Consider the following 20,238-nt stretch of genomic DNA (forward strand, 5'->3'; position numbering starts at 1 on the left):
ATCAACTATGCGCCCGTGGTCCAACGGATATGACGTAGGCCTCCGGAGCCTGAGATCGAGGTTCGATTCCTCGCGGGCGCGCCATTTTAAATGAACGCTTAGATGCTTCTATATAATGTTTTAACCAATAAGAGCGCTGAGGGCTCTTTTTTTTAATCATTAGTTTGACTTTCTTTGACTTTTTGTTTGAAATTGTTTATCATGTGGTTATTACGGTAACAGTTTATAAATAAGGGACGTGTAATCGGCATGTCCACCAAATCCACTAACGATATTTAAGGGAGGTTTTTTGACGTGAGCTATGTTCCTATGGTAGTAGAACAAAGTAACCGCGGCGAACGCGCCTATGACATTTATTCCAGACTGTTAAAGGATCGCATTATTTTGTTAGGCTCGGACGTCAATGACGTTGTAGCCAACTCTATAATTGCGCAAATGCTGTTTTTGGCTGCCGAAGATCCTGAAAAAGATATTCACTTGTATATTAACAGCCCTGGCGGTTCCATTACAGCTGGTATGGCCATTTTCGATACGATGCAATACATTAAACCTGACGTATCTACGATTTGCGTAGGTATGGCGGCTTCCATGGGCGCGTTTTTGCTGAATGCAGGCGCCAAAGGTAAACGTTTCGCTTTGCCAAACAGTGAAATTATGATTCACCAACCCCTGGGTGGTGCACAAGGCCAGGCAACGGATATCGAAATCCGCGCACGCCGCATTCTGAAAATGCGTGATAAACTGAACCGCATTCTCGCAGATCGCACAGGCCAACCACTGGAGCGCATTGAAAAAGATACAGACCGTGACTACTTCATGTCTGCTGATGATGCCAAGGAATACGGTATTATTGATAAAGTGCTAACTAGCTCCTCTCCAGAAGGTGTATAAGAGAAGAAATTTACCTCTTTCGATAACTGGTAAATGAAAAAGCTGCTCCGGACTTTCTTATCCGGTAGGCAGCTTTTTTGCTTTATTGTTTTTTAGGTTATAGACAATTGGACTTATTTATTTCTACTATTCATTCTGTCCCGCAAAAGGCTTTCCGCCTTGAGGCAGCAATTGACCGAACGAGTAGGTAAACTCCGGAATTCCATACGCGTATGGCGCATAATCATACAAATCAAACACGATTGTTACTCCACTGTTCGTCACATAAAAATTCTGATCTGCCGCCAGCTCTTTAAATTTGCCGAATCCTTCGCCAGCCTGAAGTGCATCGATTTTTTTCTTCAAATCAGCATTGAGGAACTTTTTGTAGTTCGGATTTGCCTTCAATACGTCAGACAATTGCAGCAGTTTACCATCAGCGAGCGAGAACGTATATCCTTTACGTGCCGTCATGCCATGCGCGCCACCCGTATACGAGTAGTCCTGCATAATCACACTCAGAATACCATCTTTGTTATAGGCAATCACAAAATCATTTCCGAACTCATACGGTCTTTCTGTTGTAGCCTCTCCCTCAGCCATCATCTTTTTGCCTGCTGCCAATATACCTTCTGCATGCTTTTTAAGCACATTGTTAATGGCCTGTTGAGCCTCAGAATTCAGCTGGCTACCGCTGATTTGCGGGTACTTAATCTTGTAGGACACCTTCGCACTACTCGAAGCTGGAAGTGTTTGAGACGCAATTGTAATCGGATTTAGCTGGCTTTTACTCAGCGTTACTGTTTTCTGAGCTGCATTCCATTGAGCATCTATGCCCAGATAGTCTTTCAGCAAACTCATAGGAATGTATAGCTTCCCAGCGATCTGTTTGGCATCCATACTACGTGTATTGATTCCATTGACGTTGACGTAGGCATCCGAGGAAGAAGCCATAATGTAAAGTTTATTGTACCCGCTACCTACGGTATATGTCGCTGTTTTCGCATCATAGCTTACTGGAATCCCCAAGCTGTCGCGCAGTGCGGCCACCGGAATCATTGTACTCCCGTTCACTTGGACACCTTTAGCGGGCAACGTTTTACCATTCCATTGGATGGTGATTCCTGGTTGCTGTGTTGTCGCTTGCTGCTGTTTCGTCGATGCTGCCTGGATATAGGAAACGGGAACAGCTGTGACTCCTGCGAAAATCCCTGCCGCCAGCAGTGCTGAACCCCATTTTTTTGCATGCTTACTCATATTAAATATTCCTCCTGTTAATGATCTGTATTGTCTATGTGTGATAACTACTTTTATTATTATATCTATACCCTATTGTATGTAGTTTACAATCTGTACACTCTCCGATTTCAATATGTACACCTAATAACCCTTAGCTATGACAGACTCATTACAAAAAGGTTTCGGTATACAAAAAAAGCCAGCAAGCCAGCCTGCACATGATGCTGGCCGCTTGTGGCTTCGTTTGATGATCTATATTAGTTCATTTCGTATTGAGCCGACACCTGAACTTTCACTGTTACTTGCCCCGATTGTATCTCTGTCCCGCCACCTGCTACGTCCAAGAGCGATTTTGACATGGCATTTTCACGTTGTGTAAAGATTTGTGCTTCTCCGCCATCTACCGTCACACTCACAAGAGCACCTAACCCGCGTTTGGCTGCCTTAGCTACAGCACTGGCTTTAGATTGTGCGCTTCCCAATGCCTTAGTAATGGCTTCTTCTTCATAAGTCGAAGGATTTTCCACGGAAAAACGTACATTATCTACGTTATTGGCTCCGGACTTGGTCGCCTCATCCAACAACTGACCGATTTTATCCAAATCGCGGTATTTGACGGAAAGTGTATGGTTGGCAGTGTAGCCTTTGAGCTTCTGCCCTTCTTTTTCGTTATAGGTGTAGTTAGGCTGTACATAAAACTGGCTGGTCTGAATGTCATCTGCACTAATGCTCCACTTTTCTTTCAGCAGTTGTGTAACCTTGTTCAATTTTGTAGCATTGGCTTTTTGAGCAGCGGCTGCCGTATTCCCTTCCGATTGTACACCGATAGAGAGATAAGCAATATCGGGCTTCGCCAATACTTCCCCGCTTCCAGTCACATTAATTACACCGTTTACCGTCGAAGCTGTTGACGCAGCATAAGCACGATCTGCCCCCGTCCATAATCCTCCTGCTACTCCCCCTGCCATTAATGCTCCTGCGAGAACTGCCGTGGCTACTGTTTTTGTCCAAAGTCTCATTGAATTCAACCTCTTTCTTGAAAATGTTTGTACCTTCCAGACGGAAAAGACGGAAAAAGGTTGCAGCCAAGCGTACAAATTTCCGAAACAGAGCATGACCACGGGGATTTTAATTATTTATAGTTTGAACTTAATACGGTATCTATATTCAACAAATCCATCCATAAAACAGTTAACGGAGAAGTTTTCGAAGACTTTTTTCTGGATACAAAAAAAGCCCCAAAAGGGGCTTTTCACTAAGAGTATATACCATATTACAAAGCAAATCTTTGTTTATTGATTTTCCAGCTCTACCTTACTAACCAGACTTACTAAAGCGTTTACAGCCTGTTCGGCGTCCGCACCTTCAGCACTAATATTGATTTCAGTACCTGTACTGATGGCAAGACTCATAATACCCATGATGCTCTTGGCATTAACCTTTTTGTCTTCTTTTTCCACAAAAATCTCAGATGAATATTTATTCGCTTCCTGTACGAACAACGCAGCAGGTCTGGCGTGCAGTCCTGTTTTCAAGCGTACGACTACCGGATGTTTTGACATGTCAGCTTACCCCCTCATCAAATAAATCTGGACACTACTTACTCCATTTTATTTATCACATTATAACATTAACCCGGGACAGACACTAGAAAAAAAACTAAAAAAACCGGGGCTGAAAGCCCCACGGACATTCTTTTTACGGAATCAGGCCATTTTCGCCCCTGATTTTGTCAGCCATCTCATCAATTTTGCGAAGCCGATGATTTACACCCGATTTACTCACGACCCCTTTGAGCATTTCCCCGACTTCTTTTAAATTCAAATCGGGATGAGCGAGACGAATTTCTGCCACTTCACGCAGTTTATCCGGCAAGGTCTCCAAACCAACTTCCCTCTCCAGCAACTTAATATTCTCAATTTGCCGGACAGCAGCTCCGATCGTCTTGTTCAAATTAGCCGTTTCACAATTGACAATGCGATTTACGGAATTGCGCATATCGCGCATAATGCGTACATCTTCAAATTTGAACAAGGCTTGATGCGCCCCAATGATGCTAAGCAGCTCAATGATCTTCTCGCCTTCCTTGATGTAGAGAATAAAACCTTTTTTTCGCTCAATACAGCGAGCATTTAGGTGAAACTCATTCGCAAGATCAACGAGTGCCTGACAATGTTCCTCATACATCGAAGAAATTTCAAGGTGGTAAGACGATCCTTCAGGATTGTTGACAGAGCCACCTGCCATAAAGGCGCCCCGCAAATAAGCCCTCTTACAACAGTTTTTCCGAACGATATCCCGATTAATCCCGTCAGTGAACAAGAAACCTTCTGAGACGATATAAAGATCCTTTAACAGCTGTTGCACACCATTGGGAATACGGACAATGTACACATTATTTTTTTTCAAGCGCATTTTTTTCCGTACAAGCAGTTCGATATGAAGTTGAAAATGCTTCTTGATCAAGGAGTAAATCCGCCTTGCAATCGCGGCATTTTCTGTGGACACGTCCAATATCACCCTTTTATTCGACAGTTGTACGGATCCGAGCATACGTATGAGCGCAGATAGTTCCGCTTTCTCACAGCAGGACTGGCTTTCAATCATCGTAAGCTCTTTTTTCGTTTGTGCCGCAAAGGACAAGGGACTCACCTCCTTCTTAATATCCAGTTTTGTACCAATTGGTAAATATGCTGGCTTAATTTGTCGGCATCATGCCGTAGATACGTACGGAACAAAACTAAAGTATCTGCCACCACTTTATATCCCCGATCGGTCAGCTCGCCCATGTCTACTTGAACTGGCTTAGCGCCCTGCTCGGCATACATTTCCTGTACTTGGGGTGGAATTTCTCCGTTATTTACAATGACATAGTCGAAGAGATGATGCCCTACATGCTCAAAAATAGCTTGCAGGTGATCTCCTACCGTATAGCCATCGGTTTCTCCAGGCTGGGTCATAACGTTACAGACAAATATTTTGATAGCGTCTGATTTTACTACAGCTTCAGCGAGTTTAGGTACAAGCAGATTCGGTAATATGCTGGTATATAGACTGCCGGGGCCAATCAAAATCGCATCAGCCTCATTAATGGCCTCTACAGCCTCAGGCAACGGCTCCACGTGAGTCGGTTCAAGAAAGACGCGTTTGATTCGTCCGCCCGCTTCCGGGATCTTGGACTCTCCGGTAATCACCGTGCCATCCTCCATTTCGGCACTTAGCACAACGCCTTCCTCAGCTGCCGGCAGCACGCGTCCCCGGACAGCAAATACACGGCTAAGCTCACGCACCGCCGTTACAAAATCTCCCGATATATCGGTCATCGCTGCTAAAATCAGATTACCCAGGCTGTGGCCTGACAATCCTGATCCCGCACCGAAACGGTATTTCAGCATATCTGACATCACTGGTTCCACGTCAGCCAAGGCAGTCAGCACATTGCGAATATCCCCTGGAGGGGGCATCTGCAGCTCACTGCGCAAAATCCCGGAGCTTCCGCCATCGTCAGCGACTGTAACAATAGCCGTAATATCTAGCGGCTTTTGCTTTAAGCCCCGCAGCATGACGGACAAGCCGGTTCCGCCGCCCATAACAACAATACGTGGGCGCTCCCGTTGTGATCCGGTCTCTTTCATGATTTCACCTCATTAATGCCGGTCCCGATCAGCATCCCGATGCGAAACAGAAACAGATTCTGTCTCGCTGGCACCCAGCATTTTTCCTAAATACTCCGATATTGCAACAGAACGATGCTTACCGCCAGTACAGCCAATGCCGATAATGACCTGGCTTTTGCCTTCTTTGCGATATTGCGGAATCAAAAAGTGTAACATATCCAGCAACTTGGTCAAGAATGCCTGAGTCTCGGGCCATTTCATGACATAATCATATACATCGCTATCCTGTCCCGTGTGGGGACGTAGTTGGTCCACATAGTGGGGATTAGGCAGGAAGCGCACATCGAATATAAGATCGGCATCAATGGGAATACCATACTTGAAGCCAAAAGAAGTAATGTTCACGGAAAGCATACTGCTCTCCAGATGAGAAAATCGTGAAATAATCCTCGCCTTTAAGGTTGCAGGCTTCATCACACTTGTATCAATAACCTGTGTAGCCGAGCTTTTTAATTCTTCCAACATCTTGCGCTCCAACCGAATCCCATCCAAAGGCATGCCGTCTGGAGCCAGCGGATGACGTCTACGGCTTTCCTTATACCGCTGTACGAGAACGCCATCATTCGCATTTAAGAATAAAATTTCACAATGAATCGTAAAATGATCTTTAATATAATTCAACGATTCAGACAAGGCGGTGAAAAATTCTCGTCCGCGTAAATCAATTACGAGTGCCACCTTGCCTATTTTACCGTTAGACTGCTCAATCAACTCGGCAAATTTGGGAATCAGTACAGGAGGCAAATTATCAACGCAGAAGAAGCCCAAGTCTTCCAGGCTCTGAACCGCAATGGTCTTCCCTGCGCCTGACATCCCCGTAATAATAATGAGCGTTGCCCACGGCGCAGCATTTTTTAGGTTATCTGTCATATGGACTTCCCTCTCCTTTTGCTTCTTCGCTCTATGCCAGTACCCGTATTATCAGTAACCTGTGGATCAGGATCAGGAACGTAGCAACAAACCAGCTGCCCCTACGATACCTGCGTCATTGCCCAGCACAGCTGGAACAATCGATACCCCTTTTTGAAGGGGCTCAGGTGCCAGTTTGGTGTACACGCGACGCATCTCTTCAAACAAAAAGTCGCCTGCTTTGGAAACACCGCCACCTATGATAAACAACTCTGGATTAAGCACAGCGGCAACTGCTGCCATAGATTTCCCCAAATAGAAAGCAGCACGGTTCACGATACGCAGAGCGACTTCATCCCCGGCTTTAGCAGCATCAAATACTTCCTTGGCAGCAATTTGATCTTCCAGCGCCAGAGAGGTCCGGTCGCCACGTTCCACAGCGTCCTTGGCCATACGAATGATGCCTGTTGCGGAAGATACAGTTTCCAAGCAACCCATTTTGCCGCATCCACACTGAATAGCCTCCAGATCAGGTACGACACTGATATGGCCAATTTCTCCGGCCATGCCCGAAGAACCTTGGTATATTTTACCGTTTATAATAATGCCGCCACCTACTCCTGTTCCCAGGGTATAGCATACGCAGTTTTCTATGCCTTTGCCTGCACCAGCCCAAGCCTCACCCAGCGCAGCAACATTCGCATCGTTGTCTATTTTCACAGGCTTGCCAATCCGGTTCTCTAGGAGCGCACGGATCGGTACGTCACGAAAGCCAATATTAGGAGCGAGGACAATAATACCATCACGAACATTCGTAAAACCTGCAACGCCTGCACCGACACCCTTTAGTTGATCCCACTCATAAGGAGATTGCTCAACAATATGCCGCACATATTTTTCGATATTACCGATGACAACGTCTACACCTTTATCGGTTTCGGTTGGTCCCTCATATGTGTGCAAAAGCTGTCCGTTTTCATTACAAATGCCGACTTTAATCGCGGTACCGCCCAAATCGACACCTACATAGATACTTTCAGACATGTTCCAAGCCACCTTTATGTTTACTTAAAAACCTGGTATGAAATATATGCTTACAATTCCTACTTCATAATAGTAATCCTACGTTCCAACTATAATTGAAGCCCCCGTTACGGTCAAGGACACTTCCTTGTTGAAAAGTGTACGATTAGCGGAATTTTTAACCTCATGCACCCATAAGAAAAACGTCTATTGACGTACTTTCAAGGAAGCCAGACCACGCTTAACGGAAATTTTTCTTGCGATTATAGATTGTTCAGCTCCGCTGAAAACTTATAAATTCTATAATCATAAAAAGGAGAAAGCCTGTGCAAACGCAGCAGGCTTTCTCTTCCTGAACAAAAGATGCGGCATAACAGAGGTTTCCTTCGCTCTCCCGTTAGCCTTTTTGTATACCATAGACACGCTTTTATTGATCCAGTGTTTCGCTCCAGTCGTGAACAGCACTGCCTTCGAGATACTTCTCGCAGTCCATAGCCGCCATACAGCCCGTTCCCGCAGCCGTAATAGCTTGACGGTAACGGTTATCCTGTACGTCCCCACAGGCAAAAACTCCGGGGATGTTCGTTTCCGTTGTGCCTGGCTTTACTACAATATAGCCGTGTTCATCGGTATGAATTTGTCCGTTCAGGAAACCTGTGTTCGGTGTATGCCCGATGGCTACGAACACGCCATCTACCTCAATCAGCTCATCCTGATTGGTCTCATTATTGTGTACCTTCAAACCTTTTAAGCCAGCTTCTCCCGTCACAACTTCCAGAGGAGTCCGGTTTAATGCCCAATGTACTTTTTCGTTCTCACGCGCACGATCTTGCATAATTTTGGATGCCCGCAACTCATCGCGACGATGGACCAAGGTTACACTGGAAGCAAAACGGGTCAAGAAGCTCGCTTCCTCCATGGCTGAATCGCCACCGCCAACCACGACAATCTTTTTCCCGCGGAAAAAGAATCCATCGCAAGTTGCGCACGTGCTGACTCCGCGACCTACATTGTCCTGCTCACCCGGAATGCCTAGATATTTGGCGGACGCACCTGTAGCAATAATGACCGACTCCGCCTCAATGATACCTTTACCCTCTACCTTCACTTTAAAAGGGCGTTTGCTGAAATCTACTTCCTCTACCCATCCGGAAGTAAATTCAGCGCCAAAACGTTCAGCCTGCTTGCGCATATTATCCATCAGTTCAGGCCCGAGGATACCTTGCTCAAAACCCGGGAAATTTTCAATTTCGGTCGTTGTAGTAAGCTGCCCACCGGGCTGCATCCCTTCAATGATCAGCGGATTCATGTTAGCGCGTGCCAAATAAATAGCGGCTGTGTAGCCTGCAGGACCTGTACCAATAATTATGGATTTATACATACGTTTGTTGCCTCCTTTAAGTGATGTTTGGAGCAGGTCTCAGACCTGCTTTTTAAACGTGGAGAGCGGTTGCTTCAACTTCTGTTTGATACCACACACGCTGTCAATCTGGCGTGCATAGCGGCTTACGGTCGATACGGAAATACCATAACGATCGGCTACTTCCTGATAGGTGACTGAATGATGATGCATTTTAGCTGTCAAATATTCCAGCGCCGCTGCCCATCCCTCAGTATGCTGAACCATCGGAACTTCCGGGGCAAGCCGATCCAAATACTCCAGCCAAAGCGATCTCAAATCGTGCTGCATGGCCGGATCTGATGGCTTGCTCATGACGGTCAGTACCTTATCCAGCACTGCCTGCCATTGTGGATCGACCGGGGAAGCAGATACATCACCTTCAATTGTATGCGGATCGTTCTCAACCTCCAACTGATCAGAATGTTCCGTTTCCGGGTACGTTTTCTGCTCACCCTGCTCCGCCAGCTCTTGCAATACTTGCAAGGCACGGCGTTTCAGTTCATCCTCCTGGTCCGGGTCTTCTACGAAGGACTCCAGTGCCTGACGCACCTCATCATCACCGATTAGGCTTAACGCCTGAATGACCTGAAGCTGAGTCGCCCGGTCCCCGTGGCGCAAGGCCCAGAAGAAGGATGACCGGATTAGCGGGTCCTTCTTCATACTGTCAGGCACCTGGTCAGCACCAAACTTCTCCCACATGCGGAATTGCTCCTCAAACGGGAGATGATAATGATAGCTGAGCACTTGCAGCGGTGTACCCTCCTGCTGGAGTTCCTCCAATCGGGACAGGAAAAACCGCGGAACTTCCGAGGAAGCATCCTGCTTTTGCAAATGACTCCACAACCGCCGAGCTTCCGCATATCTTCCCGTATTGCTGGCAGCTACCGCCGTGTAATGGTACAAAGAAGCGTCCGCATTGTTCTCTCCATCGCCATGAAGCAACCTGCGGAAATGTCTGTAGGCCTCCTCATGGCGTCCGAGAATCCCCATAGTGGTCGCCAGCTTGAATACCTGCTCCTCCTGAAACGGTATAGTAACCGCCAAAGTCTGCACCAGACGATCCAATTCCGGGCCGCCGCCCTCGTGCTGATAAAAGATCGCCAAGTTGCACAATGCGTGTAAATTACCCGGCTCATCTTCCAGCACTTGAATAATGGTAGCCTTAGCATTTTGGAACAATCCCATGTAGTAATACGCCAGCGCCAGATTATTCCGCGCAGCGAACATATCCGGTTGTTCCTCTGAAATTTGCTTGAGCAACTGGGCTGCCTGAGCAAATTTCCCCTCCTCCAGCAGGACACGAGCCTGATCATGCTCTACTACTCCCTGCCGGGCCTTAATGCGGTTCAGCTTCGTTGGACGGTCCAGCTCATAATAGAGCAGCTCCATCATTTCCTCCGCTTCATCAAGAAACTGGCCTTCTTCGTCCTCCTCCAGGTACGTGACCAATGCTTTCTCCGCTTCTTCAAACTGCTCCATATTAGCGTAATTATTCGCCATATAGAAATAACACTCTGTCATCGACGAGTCTACGTCACTCAGAACAGAGGACAGGATCTCATTCGAACCTGCATAATCCCCCATCTCTGATAATATACCCGCCATATTGCAATGATTCACCGGATTATCCGGTTCATATTCAACGGCTTTGCGAAAATATTTCAATGCCTTGTCATAATGATTGCGATCAAGCGAGCGCACAGCTTTCTCAAAAAAGAAAGATGCGTCGAAACGCAAAGCAATAATTTTAGGGCTAGGTTCCGATACTCGCAGATGTTTCCCTTTCATAAATAACCAAGGCACCTCCTTTAAAAGTAACTGGCATGTTCATACCCTTCAGTATACCACAACTTCAAAACGACTTGACAGTCGATCCTACCTCATTCCAAAAAACGGATACATGCTCGTATACCGATAGATATATATACAAGAATACGCTAAATAGCCGAGCGCTTTTTCCCTGTATAAATAGGGAGCGTTCGGCTAGCCACTGGATATGATACTTAGACCCAATAAACGTAATAATTAAAGCGTCAGCGGCACCAGCGAGCGCTCGCGATGCTGAAATACGGCAAGCTCGCGATAACCGACTTCATATAGAAGCGCGCGTGCCTTCTCCAAGTGCTCGGACAGCTTCGCCGGATCATGAGCATCCGATCCTACGGTCAGCGGGATGCCTAGCGAAAAAGCTTCTTCCAGCATGCGGCGGCTCGGGAACATCTCGGCACAGGGCTTCGAAAGCCCTGATGCATTCAGTTCCATCACCCGACCGCTACGGGCAACAACTGAGAGTGCGGAGCGCTCCAGTTCACGCAGCTCCTCCATTTCCTCCGACTTCGGATGATAGCCGAAGCGCTTAATGACATCCAGATGACCCATGATGTCATACAAACCGGTAGCTGCCGCCTTGGAAACTGCATCATAATACGTGCGGTACACCTCAAGCACATTTTTGCCTTCCCAATGGTGTACCTGACGGAAGTCCGTGACATCCCATTCACCGAGAAAGTGGACGGAACCAATCACATAATCCCAGGGATACGCGGTGATGATGTCCTCGATTTCTCGTTCCCAGCCCTCGATGTAGTCGCCTTCCAAGCCAACACGAATATCAATTTGCCCTTTAAAACGTTCCTTCAGTTCCAAACATTCTTCCACGTATCGGGGAAGCTCCTCCATAGGCATCGCCATTTCCGGATAATAGTCAGCCGGTTTTACATGCAGTAGTGGCATGTGATCGGACAAGCCGAGCTGATCCAGACCCAGCCGAATTCCCTGCTGTACATACTCTTCCAGACTCCCTATGGCATGCCCGCAGCGGGCGTGATGCGTATGATAGTCGATTTTCATGCGACCCTCCCCCTTTCAACACTACAACAAACCGTACTAATCACGACGAGGACGTTCATGACGGCGATTCAGCTCAGCCAGCACGTCATCGAGCGGTAGCTTGCGCTCCTGCAACAGCACCAGCAGGTGATAAATCAAATCGCTGACCTCCAGGCGCAGTTCGTCATTATCTTTATTTTTGGCGGCAATGATTGTCTCGGATGCTTCCTCGCCAACCTTTTTCAAGATTTTGTCTACACCTTTATCAAAAAGATAAGTCGTATAGGCCCCTTCAGGACGTGTCTCTTCGCGCTCCTTAATAATCGCCTCCAGCTGGGCAAGCACCTCAAAGCGGTCTGCTGAAGCATTGGAAACATCATTTACCAGCGTGTGGTCTCCTGCATTTCCTGCAACAGGTGCTACAGCCGTTCCTGGCGCGGAAATATCACGAAAAAAGCAGCTCGTTGCTCCTGTATGACAGGCAGGACCACTCGGAATGACACGTACCAACAGGGCATCACCGTCACAATCCAGCTGGATGGAGGTGATTTTTTGCGTATTCCCCGAAGTAGCCCCCTTATGCCACAGCTCCTGTCTGGAACGAGACCAGAACCAGGTCTCTCCCGACTCCAAAGATAGTTTCAGCGACTCGCGGTTCATATAGGCCAGCGTCAGCACCTGAAGCGTAGCATCATCCTGCACAATCGCCGAGACAAGACCTGCCTCATTCCAGCGGACATTATCCAATATCTGCTCCAGAGATAGCTGTTGGTTCAATTCGTTGCTCATCGTATCTCCACTCCTCTGCGCTTCAAATCCCGTTTTAGCTCAGGGATTCCTATTTCTTTATAGTGAAAAATCGTTGCTGCTAATCCAGCATCCGCTTTGCCCGCCGTAAACACGTCATAGAAATGCTCCTGTTTGCCTGCTCCGCCAGAAGCGATAACTGGAATCCCGACGGTATCCGACACCGCGGAAGTCAGTGGCAGGTCAAAGCCGTCCTTGGTTCCGTCCGCATTCATGCTGGTCAGCAGAATCTCACCGGCTCCCAACTGCTCAGCTTCCTTGGCCCAGGCCAAGGCGCGGATACCAGATGGCGTGCGGCCTCCGTGCGTATACACTTCCCACTCGTCCCACGCCTTGTTGTACTTGGCATCAATGGCAACAACGATACATTGTGAGCCAAAGCTGCGCGCACCCTCCGCAATCAGCTGAGGGTTACGGACAGCTGCCGTATTTACGCCGATTTTATCAGCTCCGGCACGCAAAATGCGTTTCATATCATCGACATGAGATATCCCGCCACCTACGGTGAAAGGAATGGCAATTTCCCCGGCTGTCTGACGAACTACTTCTTCCATGGTGGCACGCCCTTCAACTGAAGCAGAAATATCCAGAAATACGATTTCGTCTGCCCCTTCCCGGTCATAAAGCGCCGCCAATTCCACCGGATCGCCTGCATCGCGTAAGTTCACAAAATTAACGCCCTTAACCACCCTGCCATCCTTTACATCCAAGCAGGGAATAATACGTTTAGCCAGCATGCCTACTCCCCCTATGCCTTTGCTACAGCTTGTACGGCGACCTGTAAATCAATGCTGCCTGTATACAATGCCTTACCCACAATAGCACCGCCCACACCCTCTTTCGCATAGGTGCTCAGCGTGATTAGATCGTCCATCTTGCTGACACCGCCGGAAGCGATCACGGTTCGTCCACTGCTTTTCGCAAGGGCTACGATAGCCTCAACATTCGGGCCTTGCATCATTCCGTCGCGGGAAATGTCTGTGAAAATGAACGTTTCCGCTCCCTTGGAGGCCAACTCAGCAGCCAATTCGTCCGCTCGAACCTCCGAGGTTTCAAGCCATCCGCGCGTGGCCACATAGCCATTCCGTGCATCCAGACCAATGGCGATCCGATCACCGTAGGTACCCAATACCGCTTCCGTAAAAGCACGATCCTCAATCGCCGCCGTACCCAAGATCACACGGCTCACGCCCAGCGACAACAGCCGCTCGACATGTTCACGTGTACGCAGGCCGCCACCCACTTGTACAGGCACTTGCACCGCAGAAGCGATGCGCCCAATGAGCTCATCGTTCACCGGTTGACCTGCTTTAGCACCATCCAAATCAACCAAGTGAATGTAGGAGCCGCCCAAACGCTCCCATTCTTGGGCAACCTCCACCGGGTTTTCGTTGTATATCGTCTCCTGGTTATAATCTCCTTGTACCAGTCGTACACATTTGCCATCGCGAATATCAATCGCCGGGTATATCGTGAACAAAGTATGACCCCCTTGTGAGCTATTCAACATCTATATGCCTTTACATCAATCAACGACCAAAGTTGGCGTACCTCCAACTGCAGACTCACGAATCGTTACGCTCGCTTTTCCGCTTCCGCTAGTTCCAAAAACTGACGAAGCAGTTGCATCCCCATTTCCCCGCTTTTCTCTGGGTGGAACTGCATGCCATATACATGGCCTCTGCCCACGATAGCCGTTACGGGCCCACCGTAGTCGGTCACCGCCAGCAGGTCACTTTCGACCTCCGGCTTCGCATGATAGGAATGCACAAAATACACATGTCCTTCCTCCAAGCCCTGTAACATCGGGTGATCCGGCTGAGTCATACGCAGACGATTCCAGCCCATATGCGGCACTTTAACCCCCAGATCAGGAGCAAACCGAATAACCTCGCCTGGTAAAATATTAAGCCCTTCGTGACTGCCGTATTCTTCACCACGAGTGAATAACAGTTGCATTCCTAGACAAACACCGAGCAGCGGTTGTCCAGCGCTTGCAACCTCCTGAATCACCCGATCCAATCCGCTGGAACGCAAATGCTCCATAGCGTCCCCGAATGCCCCTACACCCGGCAAAATCACACCGCTGGAGGAACGAATCACTTGGGCATCTCCCGTTACTACAGCCTCATAGCCAAGACGCTCAACCGCCTTGCTCACACTATGCAGATTGCCTCTGCCGTAATCCACAATGGCAATGGACATGGACTACAGCACTCCCTTCGTTGAAGGCACTCCCGTCACTCGCGGATCAATGGAGGTCGCTTCATCCAGTGCACGTCCCAGTGCTTTGAACACCGCCTCAATCATATGGTGGGTATTTTGCCCGTAGTGAACGATGACGTGTAGCGTCATGCGAGCCTCCAACGCAAATTTCCACAGAAATTCATGCACCAGCTCTGTCGAAAAGCTCCCTACCTGCTGTGATGGATACTCCGCACGATACTCAAAATGGGGTCGGTTACTCAGATCAATGACAACTTGCGCGAGCGCCTCATCCATCGGTACAAAGACGCTGGCATAGCGCTTAATTCCTTTTTTATCACCCAACGCTTCCAGCAAGGTTTGCCCCAAACAAATACCAATGTCCTCCACGGTATGATGATCGTCGATATCAACATCCCCTCTGGCCTGTACATTAAGATCAAATTGTCCGTGCTTGGTGAACAAATCCAGCATGTGATTCAGAAAAGGAACATCCGTTTCAATCTCAGCTTGCCCTGTGCCGTCTACTGCAAAAGATAGCTGAATATCCGTTTCGTTCGTCTTTCGGCTGACGCTGCCTGTACGTCCTGTTACGTTATTTTCGTTCCCCATCGCCATCCACCGCCTTCTTTTCATTGTCCAATCGAACTTGTATCGCCCGTGCGTGACCTTCCAGTCCTTCATGGCGGGCAAGCTGCATAATCGTCTCTCCATTGCGCAGCAGTGCTTCCTTGCTGTAATAGATCATACTCGACTTCTTGATAAAATCATCAATATCCACTGGCGAAGAAAACCGCGCCGTTCCATTCGTCGGGATAATGTGGTTAGGTCCAGCAAAATAATCGCCTACCGGCTCCGAGCTGTACGCTCCCAGGAAAATAGCTCCCGCGTTTTCGATCAGACCCACATGCTCCATCGGCTGCTCTGTCATAATTTCCAAATGTTCTGGTGCCAGTTGGTTTACAATATGGATACCCTCTTCCAAAGTGTCGACGACAATGATAGCCCCGTATGCCTCCACCGATGCAGCAGCAATATCTCTACGCGGCAACTCTGCCAATTGGCGCTGTACTTCAGCTGATACTTCTTTGGCCAAGCGTTGCGAGGGCGTAACCAGTATGGCTGAGGCCATTTCGTCATGTTCCGCCTGTGAAAGCAGGTCAGCCGCTACATAAGAGGCATTCGCCGTGTCGTCAGCCAACACGACAATTTCACTTGGTCCCGCTATACTGTCGATATCCACCGCGCCGTACACCTCGCGCTTCGCCAGCGCTACATAAATGTTGCCAGGACCGCAAATTTTATCGACTGGTTCAATGCTATGTGTTCCGTAAGCGAGAGAGGCAATCGCCTGCGCTCCGCCAACCCTATATATTTCCGTTACACCAGCCTCTGCCGCAGCTACCAGTGTATATGGATCTATCCCTGGCTTGCCGCCTGTCGCCGGGGGTGTCACCATGACAATCTCCGGTACACCAGCCACCTGAGCGGGAATGACATTCATCAGCACCGAGGATGGATAGGCTGCTTTACCGCCCGGAACATACACGCCTACACGTTTCAACGGTCGGATAATTTGGCCGAGCAAGCTACCATCCGGCTGTAAATCCATCCACGAATTACGTTTTTGCTTCATGTGAAAAGCACGGATATTATCCGCCGCCTCTCGAATCGCCTGTAAAAAAGAAGGCTCTACCTTGTCATATGCCGCCTTCAATTCTTCCTCCGTCACACGAAGTTGCTCTGCTACCAGCGATACACCATCAAACGATTGCGTATACCGCAGGACAGCCTCATCCCCCTCTTGGCGTACCGAATGAATAATGGTACGCACAGCCTCATTTTGCTCAGGTGTGCCGTAATCCACCTCCCGTTGGAGGCTGAAATCACGGGCTGATACGATCTTCATTTGTCCATTCCCCCTTACTTGCAGCTTGCAGAATGCCCTGTAACCATTGGCTTATTCCTTTAGTTCATTTATTCACGGGGTGCCACCGCATTTGGAATCACCTGATGCAATCGGTCACACAACGCCTGAATCGGGCCGTTTTTCATCCGGTAGCTGACCCGATTGGCAATCAGACGACTGGTAATATCCAGTATGCTGATCTGCTCGACTAATCCGTTCTCCCGCAAGGTTTGCCCCGTTTCCACCATATCAACAATACGGTCTGCCAGACCAATTAACGGCGCCAGTTCAATGGAGCCATTCAGCTTAATAACCTCCACCTGTTGACCTTGCTCCCGAAAATACTGGGAAGCCACGTTCGGATATTTTGTAGCGACCCGCTGACGAATACCTGGCTGCCAATCTGGTAAAGCAATCACCGACATCCGACAACGGGCAATCCCCAGATCCAGCAGTTCATACACATCCTTGTTTTCTTCCAGCAAAACATCCTTGCCCACGATGCCGATGTCCGCCGCCCCGTACTCTACGTACGTAGGAACATCGACGGGCTTCGCCATAATAAATTCCATGCCTAGCTCAGGCAGTGGAATGACCAGTTTACGCGTTTCGTCCACATCCAGTGGAATCGGAACCCCCGCTTGGCGAAACAGCTCGGAAGCCTGCTTATAAATCCGTCCCTTTGGCATGGCTACCTTCAACGTTTCCGTCATGGCAATTCTCTCCTTTGTACTGGCTGTCTTCCTTCGGCTGTATAGCTGTATACCTCTGCGTACAGGCCATGCTGTTCACGACGTCGATCTTCCGTTCCGCCCGTGAGCCCTGTCACTACCGTAAGGCCTATTGCGCGTAGCTGTGCCGCTGCGGATAACGCCTCTTGGCGTCCCTGTGCGTCATAACGGATAAGTACAGGAAGCTTCGTCTCCATTTGGATACCATCCACACCATCGACGATCCGGTTCGTCTTCAATGCAAATCCCGTTGCAGGTACGGATCGACCAAACTGCTGAAGCAGATTGTCATAGCGGCCTCCGTTGCATACCGGGAACCCAATCTCCGCTGCATAGCCCTCAAAAGTCATTCCTGTATAATATGAGAAATCCCCGATCATGGTAAGGTCGATTAACACATGCTCAGATACGCCGTAAGCCTCCAGCACTTCCCACACCTCGCACAAATGTGCAATGGATTGAATCGTCTGCTGCTCCACACTAAGACGGGTAGCCTGGTCACAAATTTCTTTTCCACCGCGCAACCGAAGAATAGCTTCCAGCTTATCCCGATGTTCGGGAGCCAAGCCCAAAGCTTCAATCGCTGTTCGGTAGCCCACTACATCACGACTGAGCAACAGTTCCTTTAGCGCTTGTTGTTCAGCCTGACGGCCGGGAATGATTTCCTCAAATAAGCCGTTCAGGAATCCCACATGCCCCATGGCAATTTTAAAAGAGGTCACCCCTGCTGCCTGTAATGATGCAATTGCCAATGCTACAACTTCTGCATCAGCCTCAGGCGAATCATCACCCACCAGCTCCACACCCGTCTGAAAAAACTCCGCTTCTCTTCCTGCTTCTTCCTCAATCGCCCGAAATACATTTGCGTGATAGGAAAGTCGGAGTGGTACTTCCTCTTCCTTTAGCAACGAAGATACCACCCGTGCAATCGGAGCGGTCATATCCGATCGCAGCACCAACGTGGTTCCCCGGTTATTGAGCAATTTAAACAGCTTCCGATCGGAAGTAGAACTAGCCACTCCCACCGTATCGTAGTATTCCATCGTAGGCGTCATAATCTGGCGGTAACCCCAACGCTCCATGCATTCGAGTACATTCAGTTCAATGGCCCGCAGCTTCGACACTGCACGCGGAAGATAATCTCGAACCCCTACAGGGATCTCAAATCCTTTTGGCTTAGACATCTCTATCACCTCATGATTTCACAATATCTTTATCATGGTAAAGTGCTAACAAACTAAAGTATATTCGATATATTATCATGTCCTACTTGTGAACGTCAACCGAACAGCGCAGCCCTTTTTTTTACGGATTCGCCAAGTGGCTGCCCCTCTCTATATTTTATCCAATGCAAAATACATGAATCCTATATGAAAAACATCTATCAACGTATTCTCCGGAGCAAGACCGCGCTTACGGTAATTTTTGTGCATATAGAGTTGTTCAGCTCCACTGAAAACTTATAAATTCTGTACTCTAAAAAAAGACTGCCAGCTTTAAGCTAACAGTCCAAATCAAAATATTTAGCTATTTATCTGTTCTCTTTACTCCGGGAAGGAAACTTTGGAACCGTGCCCAAACCGATCCATGCAAATGGTACATATCGAAAACACAACGTCACAATCAGCCATGAGCCAAACAGCGCCAACAACCATCCACCCGCAACAGAGAAGATATATTCTACCGGCGTTCCTTGGAAATCTAACTTGCGATACACCCGCAATAACGCTGGGTGAAGTAAATAAATGCCGAATGAGCATGCCCCCAGCCAACTGATTAACATTCGCAACCTATCGTTAGTATGACGATATAATAAGACCGAGAACTGAAACAGCACCAGCGCAGAGACGAGGGCATATGCATTATGGAGCAGTTCATAGATCAGCGAGTCTGCATAGATGGCTTTGCGGTATGCTACAAACCATATTTGCACATAAGCTATACCCAGGAGTAGCCAAGCCACCCACAAGCCCCACCAACTGATCAACTGACTGCGACTAATTGCCGTACCTGACACCGGTAAAAGCCACTTTTTAAACCCTTCATATCCAATTGCTACAGCTGCACCCAAGGCAAAATAACTGATATACGTAATCGCAAGACTTCCTCTTTCCTCTTGCCAAACGTATTTGTTCAGCAATACAAACCCCCATTGAATGACTAACCCTACTATCAAAATGACAAAGGCTGCTCTCCGTGGACTCGATATCGAATGGCATAAACGCTGCACTCCCCACAGCAACAGCGGAAAGACCAAATAAAATTGGATGATGATGATGACATAATACAAATGCGTGTATGCCTTTCCCGTTAACAGCACGAGCGGAAGATCACTGAGCGGCATCAACCCACGTGTTACCAAGGTCAAATAATACACAAGAGAAAACAAAACGTACGGTAACACAATAAACATCAGTCTTTTTCGGAAAAATATAAGCATATTCTTACCACGAAGCGGCCTATCAACATAATTGTAAAATAAAACAAACCCGCTCACAAAAATAAATACGGGCACTGCAAAGCTACTAAACACATTTAAAAATAAAAAAGGATAAAACAATAGAGAATGACGCGCATCAATTAAAGCCATTGAAGTCGCATGAATGGTAACAACGGCTGCAATTAATATTCCCCGGTAAATATCAAGCTCTGGTATACGTTCTTTTTTGACCAAATCAACACGCTCCCATATCGCCT

20 protein-coding genes and 1 tRNA gene are annotated in these 20,238 nt (G+C 48.1%); 2 read left to right on the top strand and 19 right to left on the bottom strand.

The features are described from left to right. Nucleotides 1-9 precede the first annotated feature (9 nt). A tRNA-Arg gene (locus tag NLX82_RS23645) sits at nucleotides 10-84 on the top strand. A gap of 210 nt (nucleotides 85-294) precedes the next feature. Next, on the top strand, nucleotides 295-891 hold the full coding sequence (gene clpP / locus NLX82_RS23650) for an ATP-dependent Clp endopeptidase proteolytic subunit ClpP (RefSeq protein WP_013368815.1): 597 nt from the start codon (nucleotides 295-297) through the stop codon (nucleotides 889-891). A gap of 126 nt (nucleotides 892-1,017) precedes the next feature. Here clpP and NLX82_RS23655 read toward each other — a convergent pair whose 3' ends face one another. The 19 genes from NLX82_RS23655 to NLX82_RS23745 all read right to left on the bottom strand — a co-directional run bounded on the left by NLX82_RS23655 (nucleotide 1,018) and on the right by NLX82_RS23745 (nucleotide 20,215). Then, nucleotides 1,018-2,127 carry a PdaC/SigV domain-containing protein gene (locus NLX82_RS23655; RefSeq protein WP_254349147.1) on the bottom strand — a complete coding sequence of 370 codons (1,110 nt, stop codon included), beginning with the start codon at nucleotides 2,125-2,127 and terminating at the stop codon, nucleotides 1,018-1,020. 239 nt (nucleotides 2,128-2,366) lie between these two features. Next, nucleotides 2,367-3,128: an SIMPL domain-containing protein gene (locus NLX82_RS23660; RefSeq protein WP_013308258.1), complete on the bottom strand. Its 762-nt coding sequence runs from the start codon at nucleotides 3,126-3,128 to the stop codon at nucleotides 2,367-2,369. A 273-nt stretch (nucleotides 3,129-3,401) separates the two neighbouring features. After that, a complete protein-coding gene (locus tag NLX82_RS23665) occupies nucleotides 3,402-3,671 on the bottom strand; it encodes an HPr family phosphocarrier protein (protein WP_013368811.1) in 270 nt (89 codons plus the stop codon). A gap of 136 nt (nucleotides 3,672-3,807) precedes the next feature. Then, nucleotides 3,808-4,752, bottom strand: coding sequence for a DNA-binding protein WhiA (gene whiA / locus NLX82_RS23670; RefSeq protein WP_013308256.1), 945 nt, complete (start codon nucleotides 4,750-4,752; stop codon nucleotides 3,808-3,810). Between the two features lie 5 nt (nucleotides 4,753-4,757). Next, the gene (locus NLX82_RS23675) at nucleotides 4,758-5,744 is read right to left on the bottom strand and encodes a gluconeogenesis factor YvcK family protein (protein WP_023986485.1); all 987 of its coding nucleotides are present in this window, start codon (nucleotides 5,742-5,744) and stop codon (nucleotides 4,758-4,760) included. 12 nt (nucleotides 5,745-5,756) lie between these two features. Then, entirely contained in the window at nucleotides 5,757-6,656 is a 900-nt protein-coding gene (rapZ, locus tag NLX82_RS23680) for an RNase adapter RapZ (protein WP_013308254.1), read from the bottom strand. Nucleotides 6,657-6,728: 72 nt separating this feature from the next. Further along, nucleotides 6,729-7,679, bottom strand: coding sequence for an ROK family glucokinase (locus NLX82_RS23685; protein WP_023986484.1), 951 nt, complete (start codon nucleotides 7,677-7,679; stop codon nucleotides 6,729-6,731). Nucleotides 7,680-8,085: 406 nt separating this feature from the next. Then, nucleotides 8,086-9,039, bottom strand: a complete 954-nt coding sequence (gene trxB, locus NLX82_RS23690; RefSeq protein WP_013308252.1) for a thioredoxin-disulfide reductase — start codon at nucleotides 9,037-9,039, stop codon at nucleotides 8,086-8,088. 39 nt (nucleotides 9,040-9,078) lie between these two features. Next, nucleotides 9,079-10,848, bottom strand: coding sequence for a tetratricopeptide repeat protein (locus NLX82_RS23695; protein WP_053324372.1), 1,770 nt, complete (start codon nucleotides 10,846-10,848; stop codon nucleotides 9,079-9,081). A 237-nt stretch (nucleotides 10,849-11,085) separates the two neighbouring features. After that, a complete protein-coding gene (gene hisJ, locus NLX82_RS23700) occupies nucleotides 11,086-11,910 on the bottom strand; it encodes a histidinol-phosphatase HisJ (protein ID WP_053324371.1) in 825 nt (274 codons plus the stop codon). 36 nt (nucleotides 11,911-11,946) lie between these two features. Continuing rightward, nucleotides 11,947-12,678, bottom strand: coding sequence for a bifunctional phosphoribosyl-AMP cyclohydrolase/phosphoribosyl-ATP diphosphatase HisIE (gene hisIE, locus NLX82_RS23705; RefSeq protein WP_028541874.1), 732 nt, complete (start codon nucleotides 12,676-12,678; stop codon nucleotides 11,947-11,949). Continuing rightward, nucleotides 12,675-13,433 carry an imidazole glycerol phosphate synthase subunit HisF gene (gene hisF / locus NLX82_RS23710; RefSeq protein WP_053324370.1) on the bottom strand — a complete coding sequence of 253 codons (759 nt, stop codon included), beginning with the start codon at nucleotides 13,431-13,433 and terminating at the stop codon, nucleotides 12,675-12,677. Before hisF ends, hisIE begins: the two co-directional genes overlap by 4 nt. A gap of 11 nt (nucleotides 13,434-13,444) precedes the next feature. Next, nucleotides 13,445-14,176: a 1-(5-phosphoribosyl)-5-[(5-phosphoribosylamino)methylideneamino]imidazole-4-carboxamide isomerase gene (gene hisA, locus NLX82_RS23715; RefSeq protein WP_023986478.1), complete on the bottom strand. Its 732-nt coding sequence runs from the start codon at nucleotides 14,174-14,176 to the stop codon at nucleotides 13,445-13,447. Nucleotides 14,177-14,271: 95 nt separating this feature from the next. Then, nucleotides 14,272-14,901 (bottom strand): imidazole glycerol phosphate synthase subunit HisH, encoded by a 630-nt coding sequence (gene hisH / locus NLX82_RS23720; RefSeq protein WP_028541873.1) that lies wholly within the window; start codon nucleotides 14,899-14,901, stop codon nucleotides 14,272-14,274. Between the two features lie 3 nt (nucleotides 14,902-14,904). Continuing rightward, nucleotides 14,905-15,513, bottom strand: coding sequence for an imidazoleglycerol-phosphate dehydratase HisB (gene hisB, locus NLX82_RS23725; protein ID WP_013308245.1), 609 nt, complete (start codon nucleotides 15,511-15,513; stop codon nucleotides 14,905-14,907). Continuing rightward, nucleotides 15,497-16,810 (bottom strand): histidinol dehydrogenase, encoded by a 1,314-nt coding sequence (gene hisD, locus NLX82_RS23730; protein ID WP_053324369.1) that lies wholly within the window; start codon nucleotides 16,808-16,810, stop codon nucleotides 15,497-15,499. Before hisD ends, hisB begins: the two co-directional genes overlap by 17 nt. A 68-nt stretch (nucleotides 16,811-16,878) precedes the next feature. Then, the gene (hisG, locus tag NLX82_RS23735; protein WP_023986475.1) at nucleotides 16,879-17,523 is read right to left on the bottom strand and encodes an ATP phosphoribosyltransferase; all 645 of its coding nucleotides are present in this window, start codon (nucleotides 17,521-17,523) and stop codon (nucleotides 16,879-16,881) included. Continuing rightward, on the bottom strand, nucleotides 17,520-18,725 hold the full coding sequence (locus NLX82_RS23740; RefSeq protein WP_028541871.1) for an ATP phosphoribosyltransferase regulatory subunit: 1,206 nt from the start codon (nucleotides 18,723-18,725) through the stop codon (nucleotides 17,520-17,522). The genes hisG and NLX82_RS23740 overlap by 4 nt, the downstream gene beginning before the upstream one ends. A 347-nt stretch (nucleotides 18,726-19,072) precedes the next feature. Further along, nucleotides 19,073-20,215 carry an acyltransferase gene (locus NLX82_RS23745; RefSeq protein ID WP_075153540.1) on the bottom strand — a complete coding sequence of 381 codons (1,143 nt, stop codon included), beginning with the start codon at nucleotides 20,213-20,215 and terminating at the stop codon, nucleotides 19,073-19,075. Nucleotides 20,216-20,238: the final 23 nt, after the last annotated feature.

The organism is Paenibacillus sp. A3M_27_13 (assembly GCF_024213315.1).
Lineage (GTDB): Bacteria > Bacillota > Bacilli > Paenibacillales > Paenibacillaceae > Paenibacillus > Paenibacillus polymyxa_B.